Origin of the sequence: Brevundimonas bacteroides DSM 4726 (assembly GCF_000701445.1) — a bacterium.
Classification (GTDB): Bacteria; Pseudomonadota; Alphaproteobacteria; order Caulobacterales; family Caulobacteraceae; genus Brevundimonas; species Brevundimonas bacteroides.
The window spans coordinates 131544-150797 of sequence record NZ_JNIX01000013.1; the positions used below are offsets into that span (position 1 = coordinate 131544).

18 protein-coding genes are annotated in these 19254 nt (G+C 68.4%); 10 read left to right on the forward strand and 8 right to left on the reverse strand.

Going from position 1 to position 19254, the window contains the following annotated elements; genetic code table 11:
* Positions 1-28: 28 nt before the first annotated feature.
* Together Q333_RS0111790 and Q333_RS0111795 are read left to right on the forward strand one after the other, a co-directional pair.
* Entirely contained in the window at positions 29-2875 is a 2847-nt protein-coding gene (locus Q333_RS0111790) for a M16 family metallopeptidase (RefSeq protein WP_029417180.1), read from the forward strand.
* A 118-nt stretch (positions 2876-2993) separates the two neighbouring features.
* On the forward strand, positions 2994-3566 hold the full coding sequence (locus tag Q333_RS0111795) for a hypothetical protein (protein ID WP_029417182.1): 573 nt from the start codon (positions 2994-2996) through the stop codon (positions 3564-3566).
* A 28-nt stretch (positions 3567-3594) separates the two neighbouring features.
* Here Q333_RS0111795 and Q333_RS0111800 read toward each other — a convergent pair whose 3' ends face one another.
* Both Q333_RS0111800 and ald read right to left on the reverse strand, forming a co-directional pair.
* Positions 3595-3996, reverse strand: a complete 402-nt coding sequence (locus Q333_RS0111800; RefSeq protein WP_029417184.1) for a metallopeptidase family protein — start codon at positions 3994-3996, stop codon at positions 3595-3597.
* A gap of 73 nt (positions 3997-4069) precedes the next feature.
* Positions 4070-5188 (reverse strand): alanine dehydrogenase, encoded by a 1119-nt coding sequence (ald, locus tag Q333_RS0111805; RefSeq protein ID WP_029417186.1) that lies wholly within the window; start codon positions 5186-5188, stop codon positions 4070-4072.
* A gap of 116 nt (positions 5189-5304) precedes the next feature.
* Between ald and Q333_RS0111810 the strand changes: the two genes are divergently transcribed.
* From Q333_RS0111810 to Q333_RS0111845, 8 genes are all read left to right on the forward strand, one after another.
* Positions 5305-5781: an Lrp/AsnC family transcriptional regulator gene (locus tag Q333_RS0111810; RefSeq protein WP_029417188.1), complete on the forward strand. Its 477-nt coding sequence runs from the start codon at positions 5305-5307 to the stop codon at positions 5779-5781.
* Between the two features lie 104 nt (positions 5782-5885).
* Positions 5886-6854, forward strand: coding sequence for a transglutaminase-like cysteine peptidase (locus Q333_RS16590; protein WP_084176060.1), 969 nt, complete (start codon positions 5886-5888; stop codon positions 6852-6854).
* 23 nt (positions 6855-6877) lie between these two features.
* Positions 6878-7435 (forward strand): hypothetical protein, encoded by a 558-nt coding sequence (locus Q333_RS0111820; RefSeq protein WP_029417190.1) that lies wholly within the window; start codon positions 6878-6880, stop codon positions 7433-7435.
* Positions 7436-7562: 127 nt separating this feature from the next.
* Positions 7563-8051: a hypothetical protein gene (locus Q333_RS0111825; protein ID WP_157072453.1), complete on the forward strand. Its 489-nt coding sequence runs from the start codon at positions 7563-7565 to the stop codon at positions 8049-8051.
* A gap of 52 nt (positions 8052-8103) precedes the next feature.
* On the forward strand, positions 8104-9414 hold the full coding sequence (locus Q333_RS0111830) for an outer membrane beta-barrel protein (RefSeq protein WP_029417192.1): 1311 nt from the start codon (positions 8104-8106) through the stop codon (positions 9412-9414).
* Positions 9415-9445: 31 nt separating this feature from the next.
* Positions 9446-11707 (forward strand): GumC family protein, encoded by a 2262-nt coding sequence (locus tag Q333_RS0111835; protein ID WP_084176063.1) that lies wholly within the window; start codon positions 9446-9448, stop codon positions 11705-11707.
* A 76-nt stretch (positions 11708-11783) separates the two neighbouring features.
* A complete protein-coding gene (locus Q333_RS0111840; RefSeq protein ID WP_245591544.1) occupies positions 11784-13076 on the forward strand; it encodes an O-antigen ligase family protein in 1293 nt (430 codons plus the stop codon).
* Positions 13073-14206, forward strand: coding sequence for a cell wall hydrolase (locus Q333_RS0111845; protein ID WP_029417195.1), 1134 nt, complete (start codon positions 13073-13075; stop codon positions 14204-14206). The genes Q333_RS0111840 and Q333_RS0111845 overlap by 4 nt, the downstream gene beginning before the upstream one ends.
* Positions 14207-14210: 4 nt before the next feature.
* Here Q333_RS0111845 and Q333_RS0111850 read toward each other — a convergent pair whose 3' ends face one another.
* From Q333_RS0111850 to Q333_RS0111875, 6 genes are read right to left on the reverse strand one after another with little or no spacing between them, the layout of a single operon-like run.
* On the reverse strand, positions 14211-14612 hold the full coding sequence (locus Q333_RS0111850; RefSeq protein ID WP_029417196.1) for a hypothetical protein: 402 nt from the start codon (positions 14610-14612) through the stop codon (positions 14211-14213).
* Positions 14613-14648: 36 nt separating this feature from the next.
* A complete protein-coding gene (gene bioB / locus Q333_RS0111855; RefSeq protein ID WP_029417197.1) occupies positions 14649-15644 on the reverse strand; it encodes a biotin synthase BioB in 996 nt (331 codons plus the stop codon).
* 44 nt (positions 15645-15688) lie between these two features.
* Positions 15689-17008 (reverse strand): amidohydrolase family protein, encoded by a 1320-nt coding sequence (locus Q333_RS0111860; RefSeq protein ID WP_029417198.1) that lies wholly within the window; start codon positions 17006-17008, stop codon positions 15689-15691.
* Between the two features lie 51 nt (positions 17009-17059).
* On the reverse strand, positions 17060-17482 hold the full coding sequence (locus Q333_RS16595; RefSeq protein ID WP_051651288.1) for a DUF3429 domain-containing protein: 423 nt from the start codon (positions 17480-17482) through the stop codon (positions 17060-17062).
* Complete coding sequence (locus Q333_RS0111870) at positions 17482-18288, reverse strand: TIGR02186 family protein (protein ID WP_029417200.1); 807 nt, start codon at positions 18286-18288, stop codon at positions 17482-17484. The genes Q333_RS16595 and Q333_RS0111870 overlap by 1 nt, the downstream gene beginning before the upstream one ends.
* Complete coding sequence (locus tag Q333_RS0111875) at positions 18288-19214, reverse strand: sulfite exporter TauE/SafE family protein (protein WP_029417201.1); 927 nt, start codon at positions 19212-19214, stop codon at positions 18288-18290. Before Q333_RS0111875 ends, Q333_RS0111870 begins: the two co-directional genes overlap by 1 nt.
* Between the last annotated feature and the right edge of the window lie 40 nt (positions 19215-19254).

Here is a 19254-nt window from a genome sequence, read left to right on the forward strand (position 1 = left end):
CCGCTTCTCAGGAAAAGGACTGTTTTCCATGCGACTTCGCGCCGTCTCGATCGCCGCCCTCCTCGCCGCCGCCCCGGCTCTGGCCGTGGCCCCCGCCTGGGCCCAGGAGCCCGCCGCCGTGGCCGTCGCCCCCGCCGCGGTGCAGGCCCAGGAGCTGCCCGCCGCGCCGGTGGCCGAGCTGGTCAGCGAGGTGAACATCCCCTGGTCGCGGTTCCAGCTGGACAACGGCCTGACGGTGATCGTGCACGAGGATCGCAAGGCTCCGGTGGTGGCGGTGTCGATCTGGTACAACGTCGGCTCCAAGGACGAGCCGGCGGGGTCGACCGGTTTCGCCCACCTGTTCGAGCACCTGATGTTCGGCGGTTCGGAGAACGCGACAGGCAGCTATCTGGGGCGGATGCGGGCGCTGGGGCCGACCAACCTGAACGGCACGACCTGGTTCGACCGCACCAACTACTTCCAGACCGTGCCGACGCCGGCGCTGGAGCAGACGCTGTTCCTGGAAAGCGACCGCATGGGATACCTGCTCGGCGAGGTCGGGCAGGAGGTGCTCGATCTCCAGCGCGGCGTCGTCCAGAACGAGAAGCGTCAGGGCGACAACCAACCCTATGGCCTGTTCCAGTATGCGCGTCTGGAAGCCCTGTTCCCCGAGGGGCATCCGTATCGGCATTCGACCATCGGCTCGATGGCCGATCTGGACGCGGCCAGCCTGGAGACGGTGCGCAACTGGTTCCGCGACAACTATGGTCCGAACAACGCCGTGCTGGTGCTGTCGGGCGACATCGACGAGGCGACGGCCCGTACCCTGACCGAGCGTTATTTCGGGGCGATCCCGCGCGGGCCGGTCAATGAGCCGGCGCAGGCCGATGTGCCGACGTTGTCGGAGCCGGTGAACATCACCCTGCGCGACCGCGTGGCCAATACGCGCCTGACGCGCAACTGGGCGGTTCCCGGCATGCTGAGCGAGGAGGCCGTGCCTCTGGCGGTCGGGGCCTCGATCCTGGGCGGGCTCGCCAGCTCGCGTCTCGACAACGCCCTGGTGCGCGGAGACGAGACGGCGGTGTCGGCTTCGGCGGGCGTCCAGTCCTTCCACCGCGTCGGCATGTTCGGCGTAACCGTCAACGTGAAGCCGGGCGAGGATGCGGCAGAGGTGTCGGCGCGGCTGGATCAGGTCATCGCCGACCTGATCCAGAACGGCCCGTCCGAAGAGGAAGTGGCGCGGGTCGCCACCGGCTATGTCGCCCAGACGCTGCAGAGCCTGGAGCAGGTCAACGGCAAGGCCTCGACGCTGGCGGAAGGCCAGCTCTATGCGGGCGATCCGGACTGGTATCGCCGCCAGCTCCAGGCCTATGCCTCGGTGACGCCGGCGCAGGTGCAGGCGGCGCTGCAGCGCTGGCTGAGCCGACCGGTGGCGTCGATCACCATCGAGCCGGGCGAGCGCGAGGCCTATGTCGAGGCGGCTGCGACACCGTCGGGGGCGACTCCGGTTCCGGCCGAGCCGATCCAGCGCGTGGCCCGTCCGCCGATGCCGCAGATCGGCGAGGTCGAGGACCTGGACTTCCCGGCGGTGGAGCGCGCGCGCCTGTCGAACGGGATCGAGGTCGTCTACGCCCAGGTCGACACCGTGCCGGTGACCCGTGTGTCGGTGGCCTTCGACGCCGGCTTCGCGGCGGACCGCCCCGATCGTCTGGGGGCCCACAGCCTGATGCTGAACCTGCTGGAGGAAGGCACCCGCACCCGCGACGCCAATGCCCTGGCCGAGGCGCGCGAGCGTCTGGGCGCCAACATCAACATCGGGGCCTCGATGGACCAGTCGACGGCCACCCTGTCGACGCCGAGCGCCAACCTGGGCTCATCGCTGACGCTGCTGGCCGATGTGCTGAGGAACCCCGCCATGGATCCGGCCGCCTTCGAGCGGGTGCGGGCCCAGCGCCTGACCGGCATCGCCAGCGAGCGCACCCAGCCCGCGGCCATCGCCGCGCGCGCCCTGCCGCCGCTGCTGTTCGGGGCCGACAGCCCCTACGGCCGCGGCTTCACCGGCACGGGTGACGAGGCCACCGTGCGGGGGCTGAGCGTCGCGGACCTGGCGTCCGAGCACGCCGCCTGGGTGCGGCCGGACAATGCGACGATCTATGTCGTGTCGGATCGTCCGCTCGCGGAGGTTCGCGCCGAGCTGGACCGGGCGCTGGGCGACTGGACGCCGCCGTCGGCCGCCAAGGGGACCAAGACCTTCCCCGTGACCGTGCCGACGCCGCAGCCGCGCATCGTCCTGATCGACCGGCCGCAGTCGCCGCAGTCGCTGATCTATGCAGGTCAGGTTCTGCCGGTGTCGGGCACCGACGATTTGCTGACCATGAACGTGGCCAACTCCATCCTGGGCACCGACTTCCTGTCGCGGATCAACTCGGACCTGCGCGAGACCAAGGGCTGGTCCTATGGCGTGCGCGGCGGCCCGACCCTGGTGCAGGGCCGCGTGCCCTACTTCATCAACGCGCCGGTGCAGGCCAACCGCACGGGCGAGTCGATCCAGGCCCTGATGGCCCAGTACGACCGCTTCCTGGAGGTCGAAGGGGTGACCCAGGCCGAGCGCGACCGGGCGGTGAACGGCAACACGCGCTCGCTGGCGGGCCAGTACGAGACCTCGTTCCAGATCCTGAACACCCTGGTCTCGAACGACCTCTACAACCGTCCGGACGACTATCCGGAGACGGTGGCCAGCCGTACCCGCGCCCTGACGCCCGCCGAGATGGACGCCGCCGCCCGCGCGGCGATCGATCCGGACAACTTCGTCTGGGTGGTGGTCGGCGACGCCTCGGTGGTGCGTCCGCAGCTCGAGGCGCTGGCCATGCCGATCGAGGAACTGCCGATCCGCTGACGGCTCGAAGAGGGCGCGGTAGATCGTGCCTGACAGTGTCTGATCCTGCGCTCCGGTCAATTGACGCCGGAGCGCAGGGCGGCTCTGTTTCCGATCCGCGACCGCTCGGAGCTCGTCGATGATCCAGGTCTTCCTGATGGTGTGGGCGCTCCAGTCCGGGCCTTTGGTCGAGGCGCGCGACGCTGAGGTCGTCTCCGGCAGCGTCATCGAGGTTCAGGGGCGTCGGATGCGGTTGTGGGGTCTGGATACGCCGTCTCCGGGGGTGATGTGCGCGGATGACGGGGGTGAGCCCTACGACTGTGACGGGTGGGCGCGCGAGGTGCTGACCGGACTGATCAGCGAGGGCGCGGAGGGCCTGACGTTCCTCGCCAGCCAGATCCACCGCCAGTACGCGACATCGCCGAGCCTGCGTTGTGAGATCGTGGGTGAAGACGCCGACGGGACAGCCGTAGGGCGCTGCGCGGTGTTGAAGCCCAACTGCATCCCTCAGCAGGTGGAGTGTCAGGATAACTGGTACGATCTGTCGGCCGAGGTGATTTCCAGCGGCGGGGGCGCCCAGAGGCGCGACGAGACCCAAGGCGCCTTCGACGAGGTCGAGGCGGCGGCCTGCCATGGATCGATCGGCGTCTGGGGTGTTCCGGACGGCGCGGGCGTGGCCCGGCGTGAGACGAGCCCGAACTGTCCGGCTTGAACGAAGCGGGATCCCCGCCCGGGAGCCATCAGTCCTCCGCCTCGATGGCGTCGATGTCGTCGTCGTCGAGGCCGAGGTGGTGGCCGATCTCGTGGACCAGGACGTGGGAGATGAGCTCGTAGAGGCCTACGTCGCCGCGTTCGCACCATTCGTCGAGGATCGGACGGCGATAGAGGAAGACGCGGCTGGGCTCGGGCGCGGGGCCCAGGGCGTCTCGCTCGCCGATATGATGGCCGTGATAGAGGCCCGTCAGTTCGAACGGGTCGTCCATGTCGAAGGAGGCCAGCGTCTCCTCGTCTGGAAAATCATCGACGCGGATGACGACCTCGCCCGCCGCCGACCTGAACGGCTCGGGCAGGGCGTCGAAGGCCTGGCGCGCCAGGCGGGCGAAGTCGTCGAGGGACGGGGCGACAGGATCGATGTCGGACATGGGCGGGATATCGCGGCCTCCCGCCCGTGTCGCAAGGCTTACCCCCGCCTTGTCCGCCTGCCGGACCAGGCCGTCAGGCGCGGGCCCAGACGCCGAACGGGTCAGACCAGGCCAGGCCCATCGCCTCGGCGACCGCCGGATAGGTGATCTCGCCGCGCAGCACGTTCAGGCCGCGCGCCAGGTGCGGGTCCTTGCGCAGCGCCTCCAGCCCATGATCGGCCAGCGCCAGCCCGAACGGCAGGGTGGCGTTGTTCAGCGCCTCGGACGACGTGCGCGGCGCGGCGCCCGGCATGTTGGCGACGCAGTAGTGGACGACGCCGTCGACGGTGTAGGTCGGGTCCTCGTGGGTGGTGGCGTGGCTGGTCTCGAAGCAGCCGCCCTGGTCGATGGCGACGTCGACCAGAACCGAGCCGGGCTTCATCTGCTTCAGATGGGCCTTCTTGATCAGCTTGGGGGCCTCGGCGCCGGGCACCAGGACGGCGCCGATGACGACGTCGGCCTTGACCACTTCCTCGTCGATCGCGCCGATCGAGGAATAGCGGGTGATGACCCGGCCGCCCGTGACCTCGTCGATATAGGCCATGCGTGGGATCGAGCGCTCCAGCACCACGACCTCGGCCCCCAGGCCCATGGCCATGCGCGCGGCGTTCAGGCCGACGACCCCGCCGCCCAGCACCAGCACGCGGGCGGGCGCGACACCCGGCACGCCGCAGAACAACAGGCCCATGCCGCCGTTGTGCTTCAGCAGGGTCTCGGCCGCCGAGAAGACGGCGATCCTCCCCGCCACCTCGGACATGGGGGCCAGCAGCGGCAGGCCGCCGCGCGCGTCCGTCACTGTCTCATAGGCGATGGCGGCGCACTTCGAGGCCATCAGCCCCTTGGTCTGCTCGGGATCGGGCGCGAGATGGAGGTAGGTGTAGAGGATCTGATCCTCGCGCAGCATCTCCCACTCGACCTTCTGCGGCTCCTTGACCTTCACGATCATGTCCGAGTTGGCGAAGATCGTCGGGGCGTCGGCGACGATGGTGGCTCCGGCCTTGACGAAGGCGTCGTCGGCGAAGCCGGCGCCGAGGCCCGCGCCGGTCTGGACCGAGACCTGATGGCCGTGGGCGACGTATTCGCGGACAGCGGTCGGGGTCAGACCGACCCGGTGTTCGTTCTTCTTGATTTCCTTGGGGACGCCGACGCGCATGGGGTTTCCTCACCTCTTGGGATTTGCGGGAAAATAGCGCCGGGCGCGTCGCAGGTTCCTGTTCTTTTTGGCGAGTGATCGCCGTAAAGTCGCAGAAGCAACGGAGGGCGTCCGCCATGAAGACGGTTTCTGCGGTCGAGCTGGACCTCATCGATAGAAAGATGCTCCGCCTGCTGCAGGCCGACGGACGCATGACCAACAGCGAACTGGCGCGGCAGGTGGCCCTGTCCGAGAGCGCCTGCCTGCGTCGGCTGCGCGCGCTCGAGGCAGCGGGCGTCATCAGCCGCTACGCCGCCGTCATCAACGAGCGGGCGGTGGGCCTGCCCATCAGCGTCTTCGTCACCGTGACCCTGTCGTCCCAGGCCGAGAGCGCGCTGACGGCCTTCGAGACCGCCATCGCCACTGTGCCCGAGGTGGTGGAGTGCTATCTGATGACGGGTGGGTCAGATTATCTGCTGCGGCTGGTGGTCAGGGACGTCGACGATCTGGAGCGGGTGCACGCCCGGTCGCTGACCACCATCGCCGGCGTGACGCGGGTGTCGTCCAGCGTGGCCATGCGGACCGTGGTCAAACGGAGTGCGCTGCCGGTCTAGGTTAACCGGCTGAAAACCCTGATCTTCAATAGGCCGAAAACCTTAACCGTGAAACCGGCCTTAGCGGTTGGCGTGCAGACTGCCCTCAACTTCGGGGAGCAGTCATGGTCCGCAAAAAGCGACCGGCGACATCGACGGCAATCCTGCTGGCTGCGGGCTGCTGGTTGTCGGCCGGGGTCACTGTGGCCGCGCCGCGGGTCGAGGATGCGCACGCGATGCCGTTGGGTGCCGCAGCACCCGCGCCGGAGGGGTTCATCGACCTGTGTCGCCGCGCGCCCAGCCAGTGTCCAGCGATCGGCCCCGCGCCGGATCTGGATCGACTGGCCGTACAGTCCAATCGGCTGCGGTGGGCTGCCCTCTTTGGAATGTCGCCGGCGCCCGTCCCTGGGCCTTCTGCCGCGCCTCATCCAGCGGGATCGCTGCTGTCCAACGCTCCGCTCACCCCGCTGGTGCCGCGACTGCTGCCGGTTTATGCGGCGTCGGCCGCCGCCGGAACCTCGCGTGCGCCGACCGGTGCACCGTCGGTCGAAGACCTCGCCACGGCCGAGATCGAGACGGTCGGCACAGCCCTGGCGATCGACGTCGTGCCTGCCACCGACTTCGCATCCGTCGCCGTCGCGGAGGGGGATGCGTACGCCCCGCCGGTGAAGGCAGCGGACCAACCAGAGAACGAGGCCGTGCGCTTTGCTCTCGATCGCGAGGGGTGGCGCCTTGTCAACCGCATCAACCGCAGCCTGAACCGCGAGATCCGCCACGTCGAAGACCGCGACCTGTATGGCCGGCCCGACCTGTGGACCCTGCCGGTCGCCTCCCGCGGCGACTGCGAGGACTATGTCCTGGCCAAGCGGCAGGCCCTGATCCACGCCGGTGTGCCAGCGCAGGCCCTGTCGATCGCCATCGTCGAGACCCGGTGGGGCGAAACCCATGCCGTTCTGTTGCTGGCGTCGGATCGGGGGGAGTATGTGCTCGACAGCCTTTCGCCCTGGGTCACGCGCTGGGACCAGGTCGATTATCGCTGGCGCGAGCGCCAGGCGCGCGGCGGCACGTTTGACTGGGTCAGCGTCGCGCTCTAGGTCCTCCGCGGGGAGGACTGGCGATGCAGAGGACGAGGGCCATTCGTCTGGGGCTCGTGGTTTGTCTTGGCGTCGTAACCCTGATTGCCGGGCTCGGCCTGGCGCTCCCGCTCAGCCAACCTGCGACCTGGACGCTCAATCTGCCGCCTCTGGCCGCGGTGAGCGAAGCGCGTGCAGTCGCGGCCACGGTGAAGACGCCGCCCGAGCTCGCGCGCGCGCGCTCGGAGAACCGACGGACACTGCTACAGAAGCCGCTGGACGCCTCGGCCTGGCTCCGGCTGGCCTGGATCGCCGATCAGGAGAGCCAGGAAGCCGAGATGTTGGACGCGCTAGATCGCAGCTATGTCGCCGCCCCGCATGGACCAGAGGTGACGGAGTGGCGACTGCGCTTTGCCTTCGACCGGTGGGCCCGCTTGACCCCGGAACTGCGGCGGCAGGCACGCGAGGAACTGGTCGTCGCTCAGGTTACGCGGCCGCAGATGACAGGGCGAGTCCGCGATCTCGTGCGTGATCCCGCCGGGCGGTTGGCGATAAACTTGACGCCGTCGCCAACCGTCAATTCCCGGAGCCCTGGCACGTAGGCCACGGTGGCCGAAGCGCAACAACTCAGTCCCGGCCGTCAAACTGTCGCACATCTGGCATACCGGTGTGTTCTCAACGTCTCTCTTCGGGTGTATGAAGAAAGCCTAAACAAGCGTGAGGTCGGTGATGAGCAAGTCTTTTTCGGCGTCCATTGCCGTGCTGGCGGCCTTGACTGCGGCGGTTGCCCCTGGCGTTGGCCTAGCGACGACAAGCATTGCTGTGGCGGTGCAGGATGATGTCGCCGCGCTTACGGCGCTGATCCAGGCCGCCATTGTCCAGGCTCAGAGTGAAGCGGCAGCCGCCGGTCTGGATGACGAAGGCGCCGAAGCCTTCATTGAGGCGGCGGTCCGGGCTGCCGTTGCCACCAGCGGGGCCAGCCCGGCTGTCGCGGCCTCGGCTCTCTCGGCTGCACGCGCCAATCTTGCGGCCTCGGGCCAACTGTCGGCTGCCGCCGCCGCTGCCGTGGGCAGCGTTCAGGCCCAGGTGACGGGTACCGGCCAAGGGGGACCCGGCGCCGGCGGATCGGCCGGATCGGGCGGCACGGCGCAAGGTGCGCCGGGCGCAGGCGGCGCCGGAGGCGGGGGTGGTGGTTCGGATTACCGACCGGGCACCTGAGGTAATGGCAAGAATGTCGTCCGAAACGCTCCTGTCGAGCGGGGAAGAACCCATGCGCATCCGAAATCGGCCGATTTCTGTTCTGCTATCCTTGCTGGCGTTGTCATCGGCGTCCGTCGTGCAGGCGCAGACGGCCGCGAGCACCCTCAATGCCGCTCAGGGCCAGGGCGTCGATCTGTTCGCTCGCGACCGCAACGTCTCGGTTCGCGAACGGCCGCGCCCGGAGTACGAAGCCCTGGGGCTCTCTGCGGGGACCTTTGCGGTCTATCCGCTTATCCAGATCGATGCCGAGAATAGCGACAATGTGTTCGCTACGGCGATAGGCGAGCAGAACGACTGGATCGTACACTTCAAGCCGGAGGTTGCGATCGAATCCGGCTGGTCGCGCCACTCGCTCTCGGCCTATGCGCGCGCCGACATCGCCCGCTACCAGGATTTTGACGGCGAGAACCACGAGGACTGGGACCTCGGTGCCAACGGACGTCTGGACATTACCCGGGCGACCAATGTCGCCGCCGGTTTCAATTTTGCATCGCAAACCGAACCCCGAACCTCGTCCAATGCCCCGGCCTCCACGCGCGAACCGGTTCGCTACGATCTGACGTCATCCTATCTGGCCGCCAGTCATGTCTCCGGCCGGGTGAAGGTCTCGGCGCGCGGAGACATCCGGGAGTTCGATTACGAGGACGGCGTGACGCTAGCGGGCGTGGTCGTCGACCAGGACAACCGCGACCGGACCCTGACCAGCCTGACGGGGCGCGCCGACCTGGCGATCAGCCCGGCGACCGCGCTGTTCGTGCAGGCGACGACGAACAAGCGGGATTACGACACGGCCGTTTCCGCGGCTCTGCCCGCGCGCGACTCCGACGGCTACGAGATCCTGGCGGGCGCCAACTTTGAAGTGGGGGCCGTGATGCGCGGCGAAATCGCGGCCGGTTACATCGTCCAGGAGTTCGATGCGGCGGTGTACGACCAGATCGACGGGTTCGGCGCGCGCGCTCAGTTGGAATGGTTCCCCACCCAGCTCACCACAGTCACGGCCTATGGATCGCGGACGATCGAGGATTCCGGCATCGTCGGCTCGGGCGGCTATCTCTCGTCATCGGCTGGCGTGCGCATCGATCATGAACTCATGCGCAATGTGCTGCTGAACGCTGAAGCGTCGCTGTCGCGCGATGAATACGAGGGCATCGACCGTGAAGACGAGCGGGTCCAGCTCTCGGTGGGCGGCACCTACCTGATGAACCGCAATCTTGGCCTAAGCCTGTCTGCCAGCCGGTTCGAGCAGACCTCGAGCGGGCTCGCCGGCGGGGCGGAGTTCGATGTCAATCGTCTGACGGCGACCCTGGTCGCGCAGTTCTGATCGGCCCGAAGTCTCCAGTGCGCGTGACCTGATGTTGAACACACTATCCAACTCCCGCTCTGCCGAGGCGGGCTTGCCGGGCCCAGACGCTGCGGAAGTCGAGGGTGCGTCGGAGGGTGTGGATCTCCATCGCGTCATCGCCCTGTTCAGGCGGAGGCTCCCCTTATTTCTGGCCGTTGTGCTGGTCGTACTGGTCGCTGCCGTGGTCGTCACGACGCGAGCGACGCCGCTTTTCACCGCGACCACCAGCCTGACGATCGACACACGATCCCAAAACGTGGTGGACGCCGAAGCCGTGCTGTCAGGCTTGACGCCTGACGCCAGCGTGGTCGACACCGAGATCGAGATCATGAAGTCGCGGCGTCTCGCCGAGCGGGTCGTCGATGCGTTGAATCTGGACGAGGATCCCGAATTCAACAGCGCACTGGCGAAACCGGGCCCATTGCAATCGGTCGTTGGCGGGGTGGCGGCCGTATTCGGGGCGGCAGCGCCAGACGCGGCGCGCGACCGGATGAGCGAACTGGATCGGCAACGCGAGCGCGACCGGGTCGTTAACGCTTTGCTCCGGCGGCTGTCGATCAAGCGATCCGGCGTGACCTATGTGATGGTGTTGGGCGTCACCTCGAGAGACCCCGAGAAAGCGGCTCGCATCGCCAATACCTACGCCGAACGCTATCTGCTGGAGCAGCTGGAGGCCAAGTTCGACGCCACCCGCCAGGCCAACAGCTGGTTGAACACGCGCTTGGCCGACCTGCGCAGCGAGGTTCAGCAGGCCGAAGCGGCAGTGGAGCAGTATCGGGCGGCGAACAACCTGTTGAGCGCTTCGGGTGCGACCCTGACCGAGCAGGAGATCTCAGCCTACAACCAACAACTGGCTACGGTGCGGGCCAGCCAGGCCGAGGCAGAAGCCCGGCTCCGGACAGCGCGCGCCCAGCTGGCGGCGGGGTCGAATGGTGAGGACGTGGGCGAAGCCCTTGGCTCGTCGGTTGTGCAACAGCTGCGAGCCCGCCGAGCCGAGGTATCCGGACGGGTTGCCGAATTGTCAGGGCGCTATGGCCCGCGTCATCCGGACATGGTGCGTGCGGAGCGGGAACTGGCGGACATCGATGCGCAGATTCAGGCGGAAATCCGTCGCATCATTTCCAACCTGGAAGCGCAGGTTCAGGTGGCGAGAGAGCGGACGGGCTCGATGGCGGGCAGCCTTGGCTCGGCGCGGGGCACACTCGCGGCGAACAATGCCGCCGCCGTCCGACTGAACGAACTGGAGCGGAACGCAGAATCGGTCCGGACCCTCTACGAAAGCTTCCTCAATCGCTTCCAGGAAACGACCAGCACTGAAGGATTGCAGGAGTCCGACGCGCGCATTGTTTCGCCCGCAGCGATCCCCACGCGTCCCAGCTCTCCCAACGTCCCCTTGAACCTGGCGATCGGTCTGGGCGTGGCGCTGTCGCTAGGCATCGCAGCCGTGGTGCTGTCCATCATGCTGGACACCGGCGTCCTGACCGCCGAGGACGTGGAGCACAAGCTCCGTCTGCCCCATCTCGGCTCCGTGCCGCTGCTGACGTCGGTCGCTGATCCGGAGGATCGCGAGGACACGCCCCAGGACCATGTCATACGCAAGCCTCTGTCCAGTTTCGCCGAGGCCATCCGCGCGCTCCGAGCGTCAATCCTGTTCTCTCGCATCGGTCATCAGGTGCGGGTGATAGCCCTGACATCAGCGCTGCCGGCCGAAGGCAAGACGACGACGGCCCTGTGTCTTGCACGTGTTGCGGCGCAAGCCGGAATGACTGTCGTCCTGGTGGACTGCGACCTGCGACGTCGCAATGTCAACCGCTTGCTCGGGGTCGAACCCGAGACCGGCCTGGTGGAGGTCCTGAATGGTTCCGCGACGCTGGAGGCCGCCCTCCTGAACGATGTTCCGTCGGGGGCCTGGGTTCTGCCTTTGGCCAAGAACAGCTTTACCCCCCGCGACGTCTTTGGGGCGCATGCGATGGACGATCTGATCGGAACGCTGCGTCAGCGCTTCGATCTTGTGATTCTCGACACGGCTCCGGTTCTTGCCGTCTCCGACACCCGTCTTGTCGCAGCCAAGTCGGACGCGGTCGTGTTCCTCGCGCATTGGCGCAAGACCCCCGAAAAGGCCATCACGGCGGCCTTGAAGGTTCTCGAGCAATCGGGTGCGCATGTGGCCGGCGTGGGCCTGACGCAGGTCGATATGAAGGCCCAGGCGCGCTACGGTTACGGCGACGCGGGCTACTACTACGGCGACTATAAGAAATATTACGCGGCCTGAGGCGATGAACGGGGCAGCCATCGCGGGACGAAGGCGATCGAGCCCGGCGTTTGGCGCCGGTCGGGCGTCCCGCAGCGTGTCTGCTCCGGTCGCGGTCGCCCTGGCGGCGACGCCGATCCTGTTGGTCATGGCACATCTCGCGTTCGGGGCGAACCAACCGGCGGCTGCCCAGTGGCTCACGGCAGCTCTCGGGGCCGCGCTGCTGATCGCCGTGGCGACACCCCTTCGCAGAGATATGGGTGCGCTGGATGCCGCCCTCGTCCCCGGCGGCCTGTTCCTTGCCACGATCGGCGTGGCCTTGTGGACGCTGACGCCTTTCGGACCGGGAGGTGCCCACCCAGCCTGGACGTGGGCGGCCGTCGGCGCGGACGCCCTGACCGTCGATCGGTCGTCCACCGTGATGGAAATCGTCAAGCTGATGGGCCTGGGCAGCGCCTTTGTGATTGGAGCCCTGCAAGGGGCGCGACGCGACCGCGCAGAAGCCACCCTGCAGGCGACCATCTGGGTGGGCGGCGCCTATGCGGCACTGTCGCTCGTAAGCTTTGTTTCGGGGTTGCAGATCGCCCAGGGTGGGCGATTGACCGGCGGGTTTCTGAGCGCCAACAGCGGCGCGACGGTCTTTGGCATGCTGACCGTGCTTGGTCTGGCCCTGTTTCTGCGCGACTGGCGTCGGGCGGAGGGTCGCGGCTTCGCCAGGCGGCTGACGCGGACAGCGGTGTCGATCGCCTGCACCAGCCTGACCGCCACCTGCCTTTTGCTTACGGCGTCGCGGCTGGGCATGGCCGCGACCGTCGGTGCCGTGGCGGTGCTACTGGTCTGGACCTTCGCCCGGGAGCCCAAGAGCCGCTCGGCTGGTCTTCTGGCCGCCGGCCTGTTTGGGGTGATCGGCGTCGTGTTGCTGCTCGGTGGCAATGACCTGATCTGGTCCAGGATCGGCTCGACCCAGGTGGGTCTCGCGGACCGGGGTGCGTTGTTCGCCACGCACTGGAAAGCGTTTATCGCATCCCCGGTGTTCGGATGGGGTCTGGGCACCTTCGACACGGTCAATCTGCACCTCATGACCGCCGAGACGGCACCGGAACTCTGGACCATCCGCGCAACCCACAATGTCTATCTGCAATGGTTGGAGGAAGCCGGCGTGGTCGGCACCCTGCCGATGGTCCTGACCATCGCCTGGGTCATCGGGGCGAGCCTGTTGCGCGTCGGTGAAGGCCGCGGTCAGGGTTTGCTGATCGGTCTGGTCTGTATGAACCTTGTGGTGCTGGTGCACGGGCTTGCCGACTTCGCCCTGCAGGTCCCGTCGATCGCGGCCTTCTGGAGCTTCCTGCTGGGCCTGCAGTTTGCCTTCGCCCGGGGACGGTCGCGATGACCAGCGAGGTCACCGTTGATCCGCAGGCAACGCGGGCGGAGGTCATGCTCCAGGGCATCACCCGCTTCGGTCGCACGGTTGCCCTGTCGAGTTGGACGCCGGTCATCCTGGCCGTCGTGGCGTGCCTGATCATCCTCGTCGGCTCTGGCGTCGCGGTTCTGCAGGTTCGCCTCGCTGAACTGGCGCAGACCCAAGGCGGCACGACCGAGGCACCGCAAGCAGCACTCCCCACCGATCTTGCGGGAGGGCTGGCGGACCTGACGCTGGCACCGGAAGACGTTCGCCCGATCTCCATGGACGCTGCACGGGCGTGGAACGCCGCCCTGCCGTTCTCGACGCTGCCGATCCAGGCGGCCCGGCCCTTCATCATGCCGCCGGACCGGATCGCCGACTATGCGCGCGCGCTCGATTGCCTGACGGCCGCCGTCTACTACGAAGCCGCGTCGGAAACCGCGATCGGACAGGCGGCGGTCGCCCAGGTGGTGATCAACCGCATGCGGCATCCGGCCTTTCCCAAGACCATCTGCGGCGTGGTGTTCCAGGGCCAGGAGCGGACGACCGGTTGCCAGTTCAGCTTCACCTGCGACGGAGCCATGAACCGGCCGCCCTCGGCCGCAGGATGGGCGCGCGCGCGGGCCACGGCGGCGGCGGCCCTGAACGGCCGGGTCGCGGCCGAGGTGGGGATGGCGACCCACTATCACACCGACTGGGTCGCGCCCTACTGGGCCGAGCGGCTGGTGAAGATGCGCCAGATCGACACCCATATCTTCTATCGCTGGACCGGGGCGTGGGGTCTGCCGGGAGCTTTCAGCGGGGCGCACGCGGGCACGGAGCCGGTGATCGCCAAGCTGGCGGCTCTGGCCACCTATGTCGAGGAACTGCCGCCGGTGATCGACGCGGGCGAGGCGTTTGAGCCCGTGGCCGGGCCTGCGGTGAGCCTCGCCGCTGTGCCGCGTGTCGCGGCCGAGCCGGAGCCGCTCATCAGTGACAGCCCAGCCGAGGCCGTGGCTCCGCCCGCCCCCGTCGAGGTCGCGGTTGCGCCACCCGCTCCGCCGCCGATCCTGGCCAATCCGCTCGCAGCCCCGACCGCCGCGCCTCAGCGCCGCAGCCGGATCGCCACGCCGAGATAGGGCCTCAGACCACCATCACGGTGCCGAGCAGCAGCTTTCCGGCGCGACGGCGGCCCAGGATGATGTCCACCGCCGACTGCAGCTGGGCCGCCAGGCGGTCGACGTTGGGCACGGCTCCGGGCAACAGGCTCTCGGCCTCGCGCTGGACCAGGATGGCAAACACGGCGCGCATGCGCGGCTGGGCCTGCTGGGCGCGCAGGTGCATGGCGGGATCGGAGACGTCGACGCCGGTCTCGACCGTCATGACGCCGCGACGACCGTCCGAGCGCATCGTGGTCGCCGTGATCGTCGGATAGCGCAAGTAGCCGCCCGTCGAGGCGGTCGAGCCGCCTCCGCCTCCGCCCGCGAGCGCAGGCGTGGCGGCAGCGAGAAGCAGGGGGGCGGCGAGAAGGGCGCGACGATCCATGACCGCCGTTCTGCCACAGCGCCGCTTAAGGTCGGGTTAAGCGGCCTGGGCCTCGGCGCCGACCGCCATCTGGCGAAGATCGAGCCTGGCGAACAGGGCCGCGTCGGCGTCCTCGCCGGGGTTTGGCGTCGTCAGCAGGCGGCCGCCGACGAAGATGGAGTTGGCGCCCGCGAGGAAGCACAGCGCCTGCATCTCCGCGCTCATGCCCTCGCGCCCGGCCGACAGCCGCACCATGGCCCTGGGGCAAACGAGGCGCGCGACCGCGACGGTGCGGACGAACTCGATCGGATCGATCTCGCCCTCGCGTTTCACCCGATCGCCCAGCGGCGTCCCGGACACGGGCACCAGCGCATTGACAGGCAGGCTGTCGGGGTGCTCGGGCAGGGTGGCGAGCGCGTGCAGCAGGCCCGCGCGATCCCGGCGGCTCTCGCCCATGCCGACGATGCCGCCGCAGCAGGTCTTCATGCCCGCCGACCGCACATGCTCCAGCGTGTCCAGCCGGTCGTGATACGTCCGGGTCGTGACAACGTCGGCGTAGTAGTCGGGCCCGGTGTCGAGGTTGTGGTTGTAGTAGTCCAGCCCGGCGTCTTTCAGCTGGCGCGCCTGAGCCGCCGTCAGCATGCCCAGCGTCGCGCAGGTTTCCAGCCCGAGCGCCTTCACGCCCGAGATCATGGCGGCGAGCCTGGGGGTGTCGCGATCCTTCAGCTCCCTCCAGGCCGCGCCCATGCAGAAGCGGCTGGCCCCGCCGGCCTTGGCCGCCATGGCCTCAGCGATGACGGAGGTCGCGTCCATGAGCTTCTCGGCCTTCAGGCCCGTGTCGAACGCGGCGGATTGGGAGCAGTAGCCGCAGTTCTCGGCGCAACCGCCGGTCTTGATGGACAGGAGCTGCGAGGTCTGGACTTCGGACGGATCGAACCAGCGGCGATGCACGCTGGCGGCCTCGAAGACCAGGTCCATGAAGGGGCGGGCGAACAGGGCCTCGACTTCGGCGAGGGTCCAGTCGTGGCGGGGAAGCGCGGAGTCGACGGTCATCGGCGCTTCCTGTCCCATGACCGCCGAAGAGGCAACGGCGCAGCTCAGTCTTCGTGCTTGTAGACCCGGCCCTCGCGCATCACGAAGTCGACATCCTTGAGCACCGTGACGTCCGAGAGTGGATCGCCGTCGACGGCGATGATGTCGGCGCGGCGGCCGGGCTCCAGGGTCCCGATCTCTTCACCCAGGCCGAGCAGGTCTGCGGCGTTGACCGTCGCCGCCTGGATGGCGGTCGCCGGAGTCATGCCGTGCTGGACCATCAGCTCGAACTCGTCGGCGTTGCGGCCATGCATGGACACGCCGGCGTCGGTGCCGAATGCGATGCGGACGCCACCGGGCACGGCGCGCTCCAGCGACTGGCCGGTGATGGAGATGCGCCACAGGATCTTGGGCAGGACCTCGGCGGAATAGGCGTTGGGATCGGCGGCCAGCCGCTCGCGATAGCCGTTCACGGTCGACAGGGTCGGGACGTAATAGGCGCCGGACTCTCGGAACAGCCGGATCGTCTCGTCGTCGAAGATGGTGCCGTGCTCGATCGAATCCGCCCCGAGCCGCAGGGCGAGCGCGATGCCATCGGCGCCGTGGGCGTGAACCGCCACTCGCTTTCCATAGAGGTGCGCCGTCTCGATCAGGGCGCGCGCCTCGTCCTCGAACATTTGGGCGCCCAGTCCGGCCCCGATGCGGCTGTTCACGCCACCGGTCGTAGCGATCTTGATGACATCGACGCCCCGGCTGATCTGCAGGCGGACAGCCTCGCGACAGGACGCCGTGTCGTCGCAGACGTTGCTGTGATCGGTGTGTTCCCGCAGTTCGTCGTTCAGGCCGTTGCGCCCATCCATGTGACCGGCGGTGGTCGAGATGCTGCGGCCAGCATCGACGATACGAGGGCTTGGAAACGCATGGCGGGCGGCGGCTTCGCGCAGCGCCAGGGTTACCCCGTCTCCGTCGCCCAGGTTCCGGACCGTGGTGAACCCCGCCATCAGGGTGACGCGCGCGTTCTCGGCCGCGCGATAGGCCGTGGTCGGCACGCTCTCGGTGAAGCCCGCAATCAGTCCTGCCTGCCCCGCCTGGCTGGTGGCCAGATGGACGTGGCTGTCGATCAGGCCGGGCAGGACGAAGCGGTCGGACAGGTCGATGATCTCCGCCCCCGGAAAGGCGTCCGCCCCGGCATGGCCGTCGCGCACCTCGACCACCCGGCCGTCGCGGATGACCACGGTCGAGGGCCCCCTGGGGGCTTCGCCGGGCCGATCGAGCAGGCGTCCGGCGTGGACCAGGGTGACAGGGCCGGCTGTGGCCCCGGTCTGGGCGGTGGCGGCGGTGGCCAGTAGCAGGCTGAGCGCGGTGGCGATGATGATGGGCTTCATGGTGTCCTCTCCCGATTGTCGACCATGGTGCACCCTGCCGGTGGTCCGGGTCTAGGCGGAGACGACGACCGCCAGGCCAAGCGAAAGCAGAGCGCCGAGCGTGGCCGTGGTGCGCAGTGCCGGATACCAGGCCGGCGGCCGCTTGCGATCCCACAGCCACATGAGGGCCAGACCCGCTGAGAGCAGTGTGAGCCGTGCCGCGCTGGCCATCTCCAGCGGGAGCAGCGCGGCCCAGGCGACGAGGGCGGGCAGATTGCTGAGGACCAGGGTCACAGGATCCGGCGAGGCCCCAGCCAGAGACGCACCCCAACGCGTGCCGCCGAGAAAGGACAGGATCACCGCCGCATAGGCGATCAGCGCGCCGAGCCATGCCTCGGCCTGTGCGCCGCCCATCGCCACCATGGCGGCGCACCCGACGAAGGGGATCAGCCCCGCCAGCGCCAGCGCCCAGGCCGTCGCGCGTCCCTTGTCCATCAGCGTCTCCCGAAGATGCGGCTGGCGAGATAGCCGATTCCCGCGGCCAGCAGCACGCACAGGACGCCATAGGTCCACGGGCGGCGGTGGGCGAACTCATAGATGTCGCGCTCTATGCCGACCTTCTCGACGCGGAGCGTCAGGTTGGAGACGCCCGCGGGCTGGCCGTCGCGGAACAGCCAGACCTCGGCGTGGTATTCGCCAGTCGGCGCGACCGACGGCAGCTCGACCTCGGCGCGAAACAGGCCCCGGTCGACGAAGGTCACACCGTCCGGGTCGGTGTTGTAGAGCTGGGCGGCCTCGCGCAGGCGGATCACGGCGCGGCGCCAGTCGAGATAGTCCTCGCCCAGGCGGCTGATGACCACGTCGCGCACGCCATAGCGGGTGACGGTGCGGCTTTCCTCGGGCGCGTCGATGCGCAGGTGATCGACGCCGACGCCCAGCCGGCGCAGCTGGCCGAAGCCGGCGATGTCAGACAGGGGGCGGGTCGAGGCGGTCATGTAGAAGCCGGGCGCGCCCTCGAACAGGACCGGTCGGCTGTTCAGCCAGACGCCGAGGTTGCGGGTCTTCTTGACCAGGCGGACGGGTTCGTCGGGGCCGCGAACGACGACGACGACGTCGGTCGCGTCGTCGGTCGGGTTGAAGACCGCGCCGTAGAGGACGATCGAAGCGCCGCGGAAGCTGGAGTCGACTTCGACCCGGGCGTCGGTCAGGGCGGCGGCGACGCGCAGCTGGTCCAGCGTCTCGACCGAGCGTTCGGGGGCGGGGGCCTCGACCGCAGGTGGGGGCGGAGGGAGCGCCTGCATCATCCGTCCGCGACCCCCGGCGCGATCAGGAAGATGTCGGAGGGACGCACGAACAGCTCCAGCCCCATCTGGATGCCGACCAGCAGGACGATCAGGCCGAGCGCGGCCCTAAGCACATCGGCCTTGAAGCGTCCGGCATAGCGGGCGCCGAGCTGTGCGCCGACGACCCCGCCGAGCAGCAGGAGCGTCGACAGCACGATGTCGACGGTCTGGTTGCGCCCAGCCTGGAGCACGGTCGTGATGGCCGTGGTGATGATGATTTGGAACAGGCTGGTGCCGACGACGACGCTGGCCTTCATGCGCAGGGCATAGAGCATGGCCGGGACCAGGATGAAGCCACCGCCCACACCCATGATGGCCGACAGGATGCCCGCGAAGACGCCGAGCCCAAGCGGTGGAATGGCCGAGATATAGAGGCCCGATTTGGGAAACCGCATCTTCCAAGGCAGGCCATAGAGCCACAGCGGACGGCGACGCTCCTTGTGCGGAACAATCTCGCCGCGAACCCGGCGCAGGATGGCGGTCAGGCTCTCGTAGAGCATCGTCAGCCCGATCGAGCCGAGGAACAAAAGGTAGGAGAGCGACACCACCAGATCGGCCTGGCCCAGCAGGCGCAGGTAGCGGAATAGCTCCACCCCGCCGATGGCCCCCAGCGCGCCGCCCAACGCCATGATCCCGCCCATGCGGAAGTCGACGCCGCCCTGGCTGGAATAGCGGATCACGCCCGAGGTCGAGGAGGCGACGACGTGGCTGGCCTGGCTGGCCACCGCCACGGTCGGGGGGATGCCGAGGAAGACCAGCACCGGCGCCATCAGGAAGCCGCCGCCGATGCCAAACAGGCCCGAGACGAAGCCGACCACCGCCCCCAACAGGATCAGGAGCGGCCAGTTCACCGAAACCTCGGCGATCGGCAGATAGATCTCCAAAGGGGCGGGCCTTCGGCTGGAACAGATACGCTAGACCCCG

Bases quoted from the DNA above. Each gene is read 5' to 3' on its own strand.
- Q333_RS0111790 (WP_029417180.1), top strand. From the start codon at position 29: ATGCGACTTCGCGCCGTCTCGATCGCCGCCCTCCTCGCCGCCGCCCCG.
- Q333_RS0111795 (WP_029417182.1), top strand. From the start codon at position 2,994: ATGATCCAGGTCTTCCTGATGGTGTGGGCGCTCCAGTCCGGGCCTTTG.
- Q333_RS0111800 (WP_029417184.1), bottom strand. From the start codon at position 3,996: ATGTCCGACATCGATCCTGTCGCCCCGTCCCTCGACGACTTCGCCCGC.
- ald (WP_029417186.1), bottom strand. From the start codon at position 5,188: ATGCGCGTCGGCGTCCCCAAGGAAATCAAGAAGAACGAACACCGGGTC.
- Q333_RS0111810 (WP_029417188.1), top strand. From the start codon at position 5,305: ATGAAGACGGTTTCTGCGGTCGAGCTGGACCTCATCGATAGAAAGATG.
- Q333_RS16590 (WP_084176060.1), top strand. From the start codon at position 5,886: ATGGTCCGCAAAAAGCGACCGGCGACATCGACGGCAATCCTGCTGGCT.
- Q333_RS0111820 (WP_029417190.1), top strand. From the start codon at position 6,878: ATGCAGAGGACGAGGGCCATTCGTCTGGGGCTCGTGGTTTGTCTTGGC.
- Q333_RS0111825 (WP_157072453.1), top strand. From the start codon at position 7,563: ATGAGCAAGTCTTTTTCGGCGTCCATTGCCGTGCTGGCGGCCTTGACT.
- Q333_RS0111830 (WP_029417192.1), top strand. From the start codon at position 8,104: ATGCGCATCCGAAATCGGCCGATTTCTGTTCTGCTATCCTTGCTGGCG.
- Q333_RS0111835 (WP_084176063.1), top strand. From the start codon at position 9,446: ATGTTGAACACACTATCCAACTCCCGCTCTGCCGAGGCGGGCTTGCCG.
- Q333_RS0111845 (WP_029417195.1), top strand. From the start codon at position 13,073: ATGACCAGCGAGGTCACCGTTGATCCGCAGGCAACGCGGGCGGAGGTC.
- Q333_RS0111850 (WP_029417196.1), bottom strand. From the start codon at position 14,612: ATGGATCGTCGCGCCCTTCTCGCCGCCCCCCTGCTTCTCGCTGCCGCC.
- bioB (WP_029417197.1), bottom strand. From the start codon at position 15,644: ATGACCGTCGACTCCGCGCTTCCCCGCCACGACTGGACCCTCGCCGAA.
- Q333_RS0111860 (WP_029417198.1), bottom strand. From the start codon at position 17,008: ATGAAGCCCATCATCATCGCCACCGCGCTCAGCCTGCTACTGGCCACC.
- Q333_RS16595 (WP_051651288.1), bottom strand. From the start codon at position 17,482: ATGGACAAGGGACGCGCGACGGCCTGGGCGCTGGCGCTGGCGGGGCTG.
- Q333_RS0111870 (WP_029417200.1), bottom strand. From the start codon at position 18,288: ATGCAGGCGCTCCCTCCGCCCCCACCTGCGGTCGAGGCCCCCGCCCCC.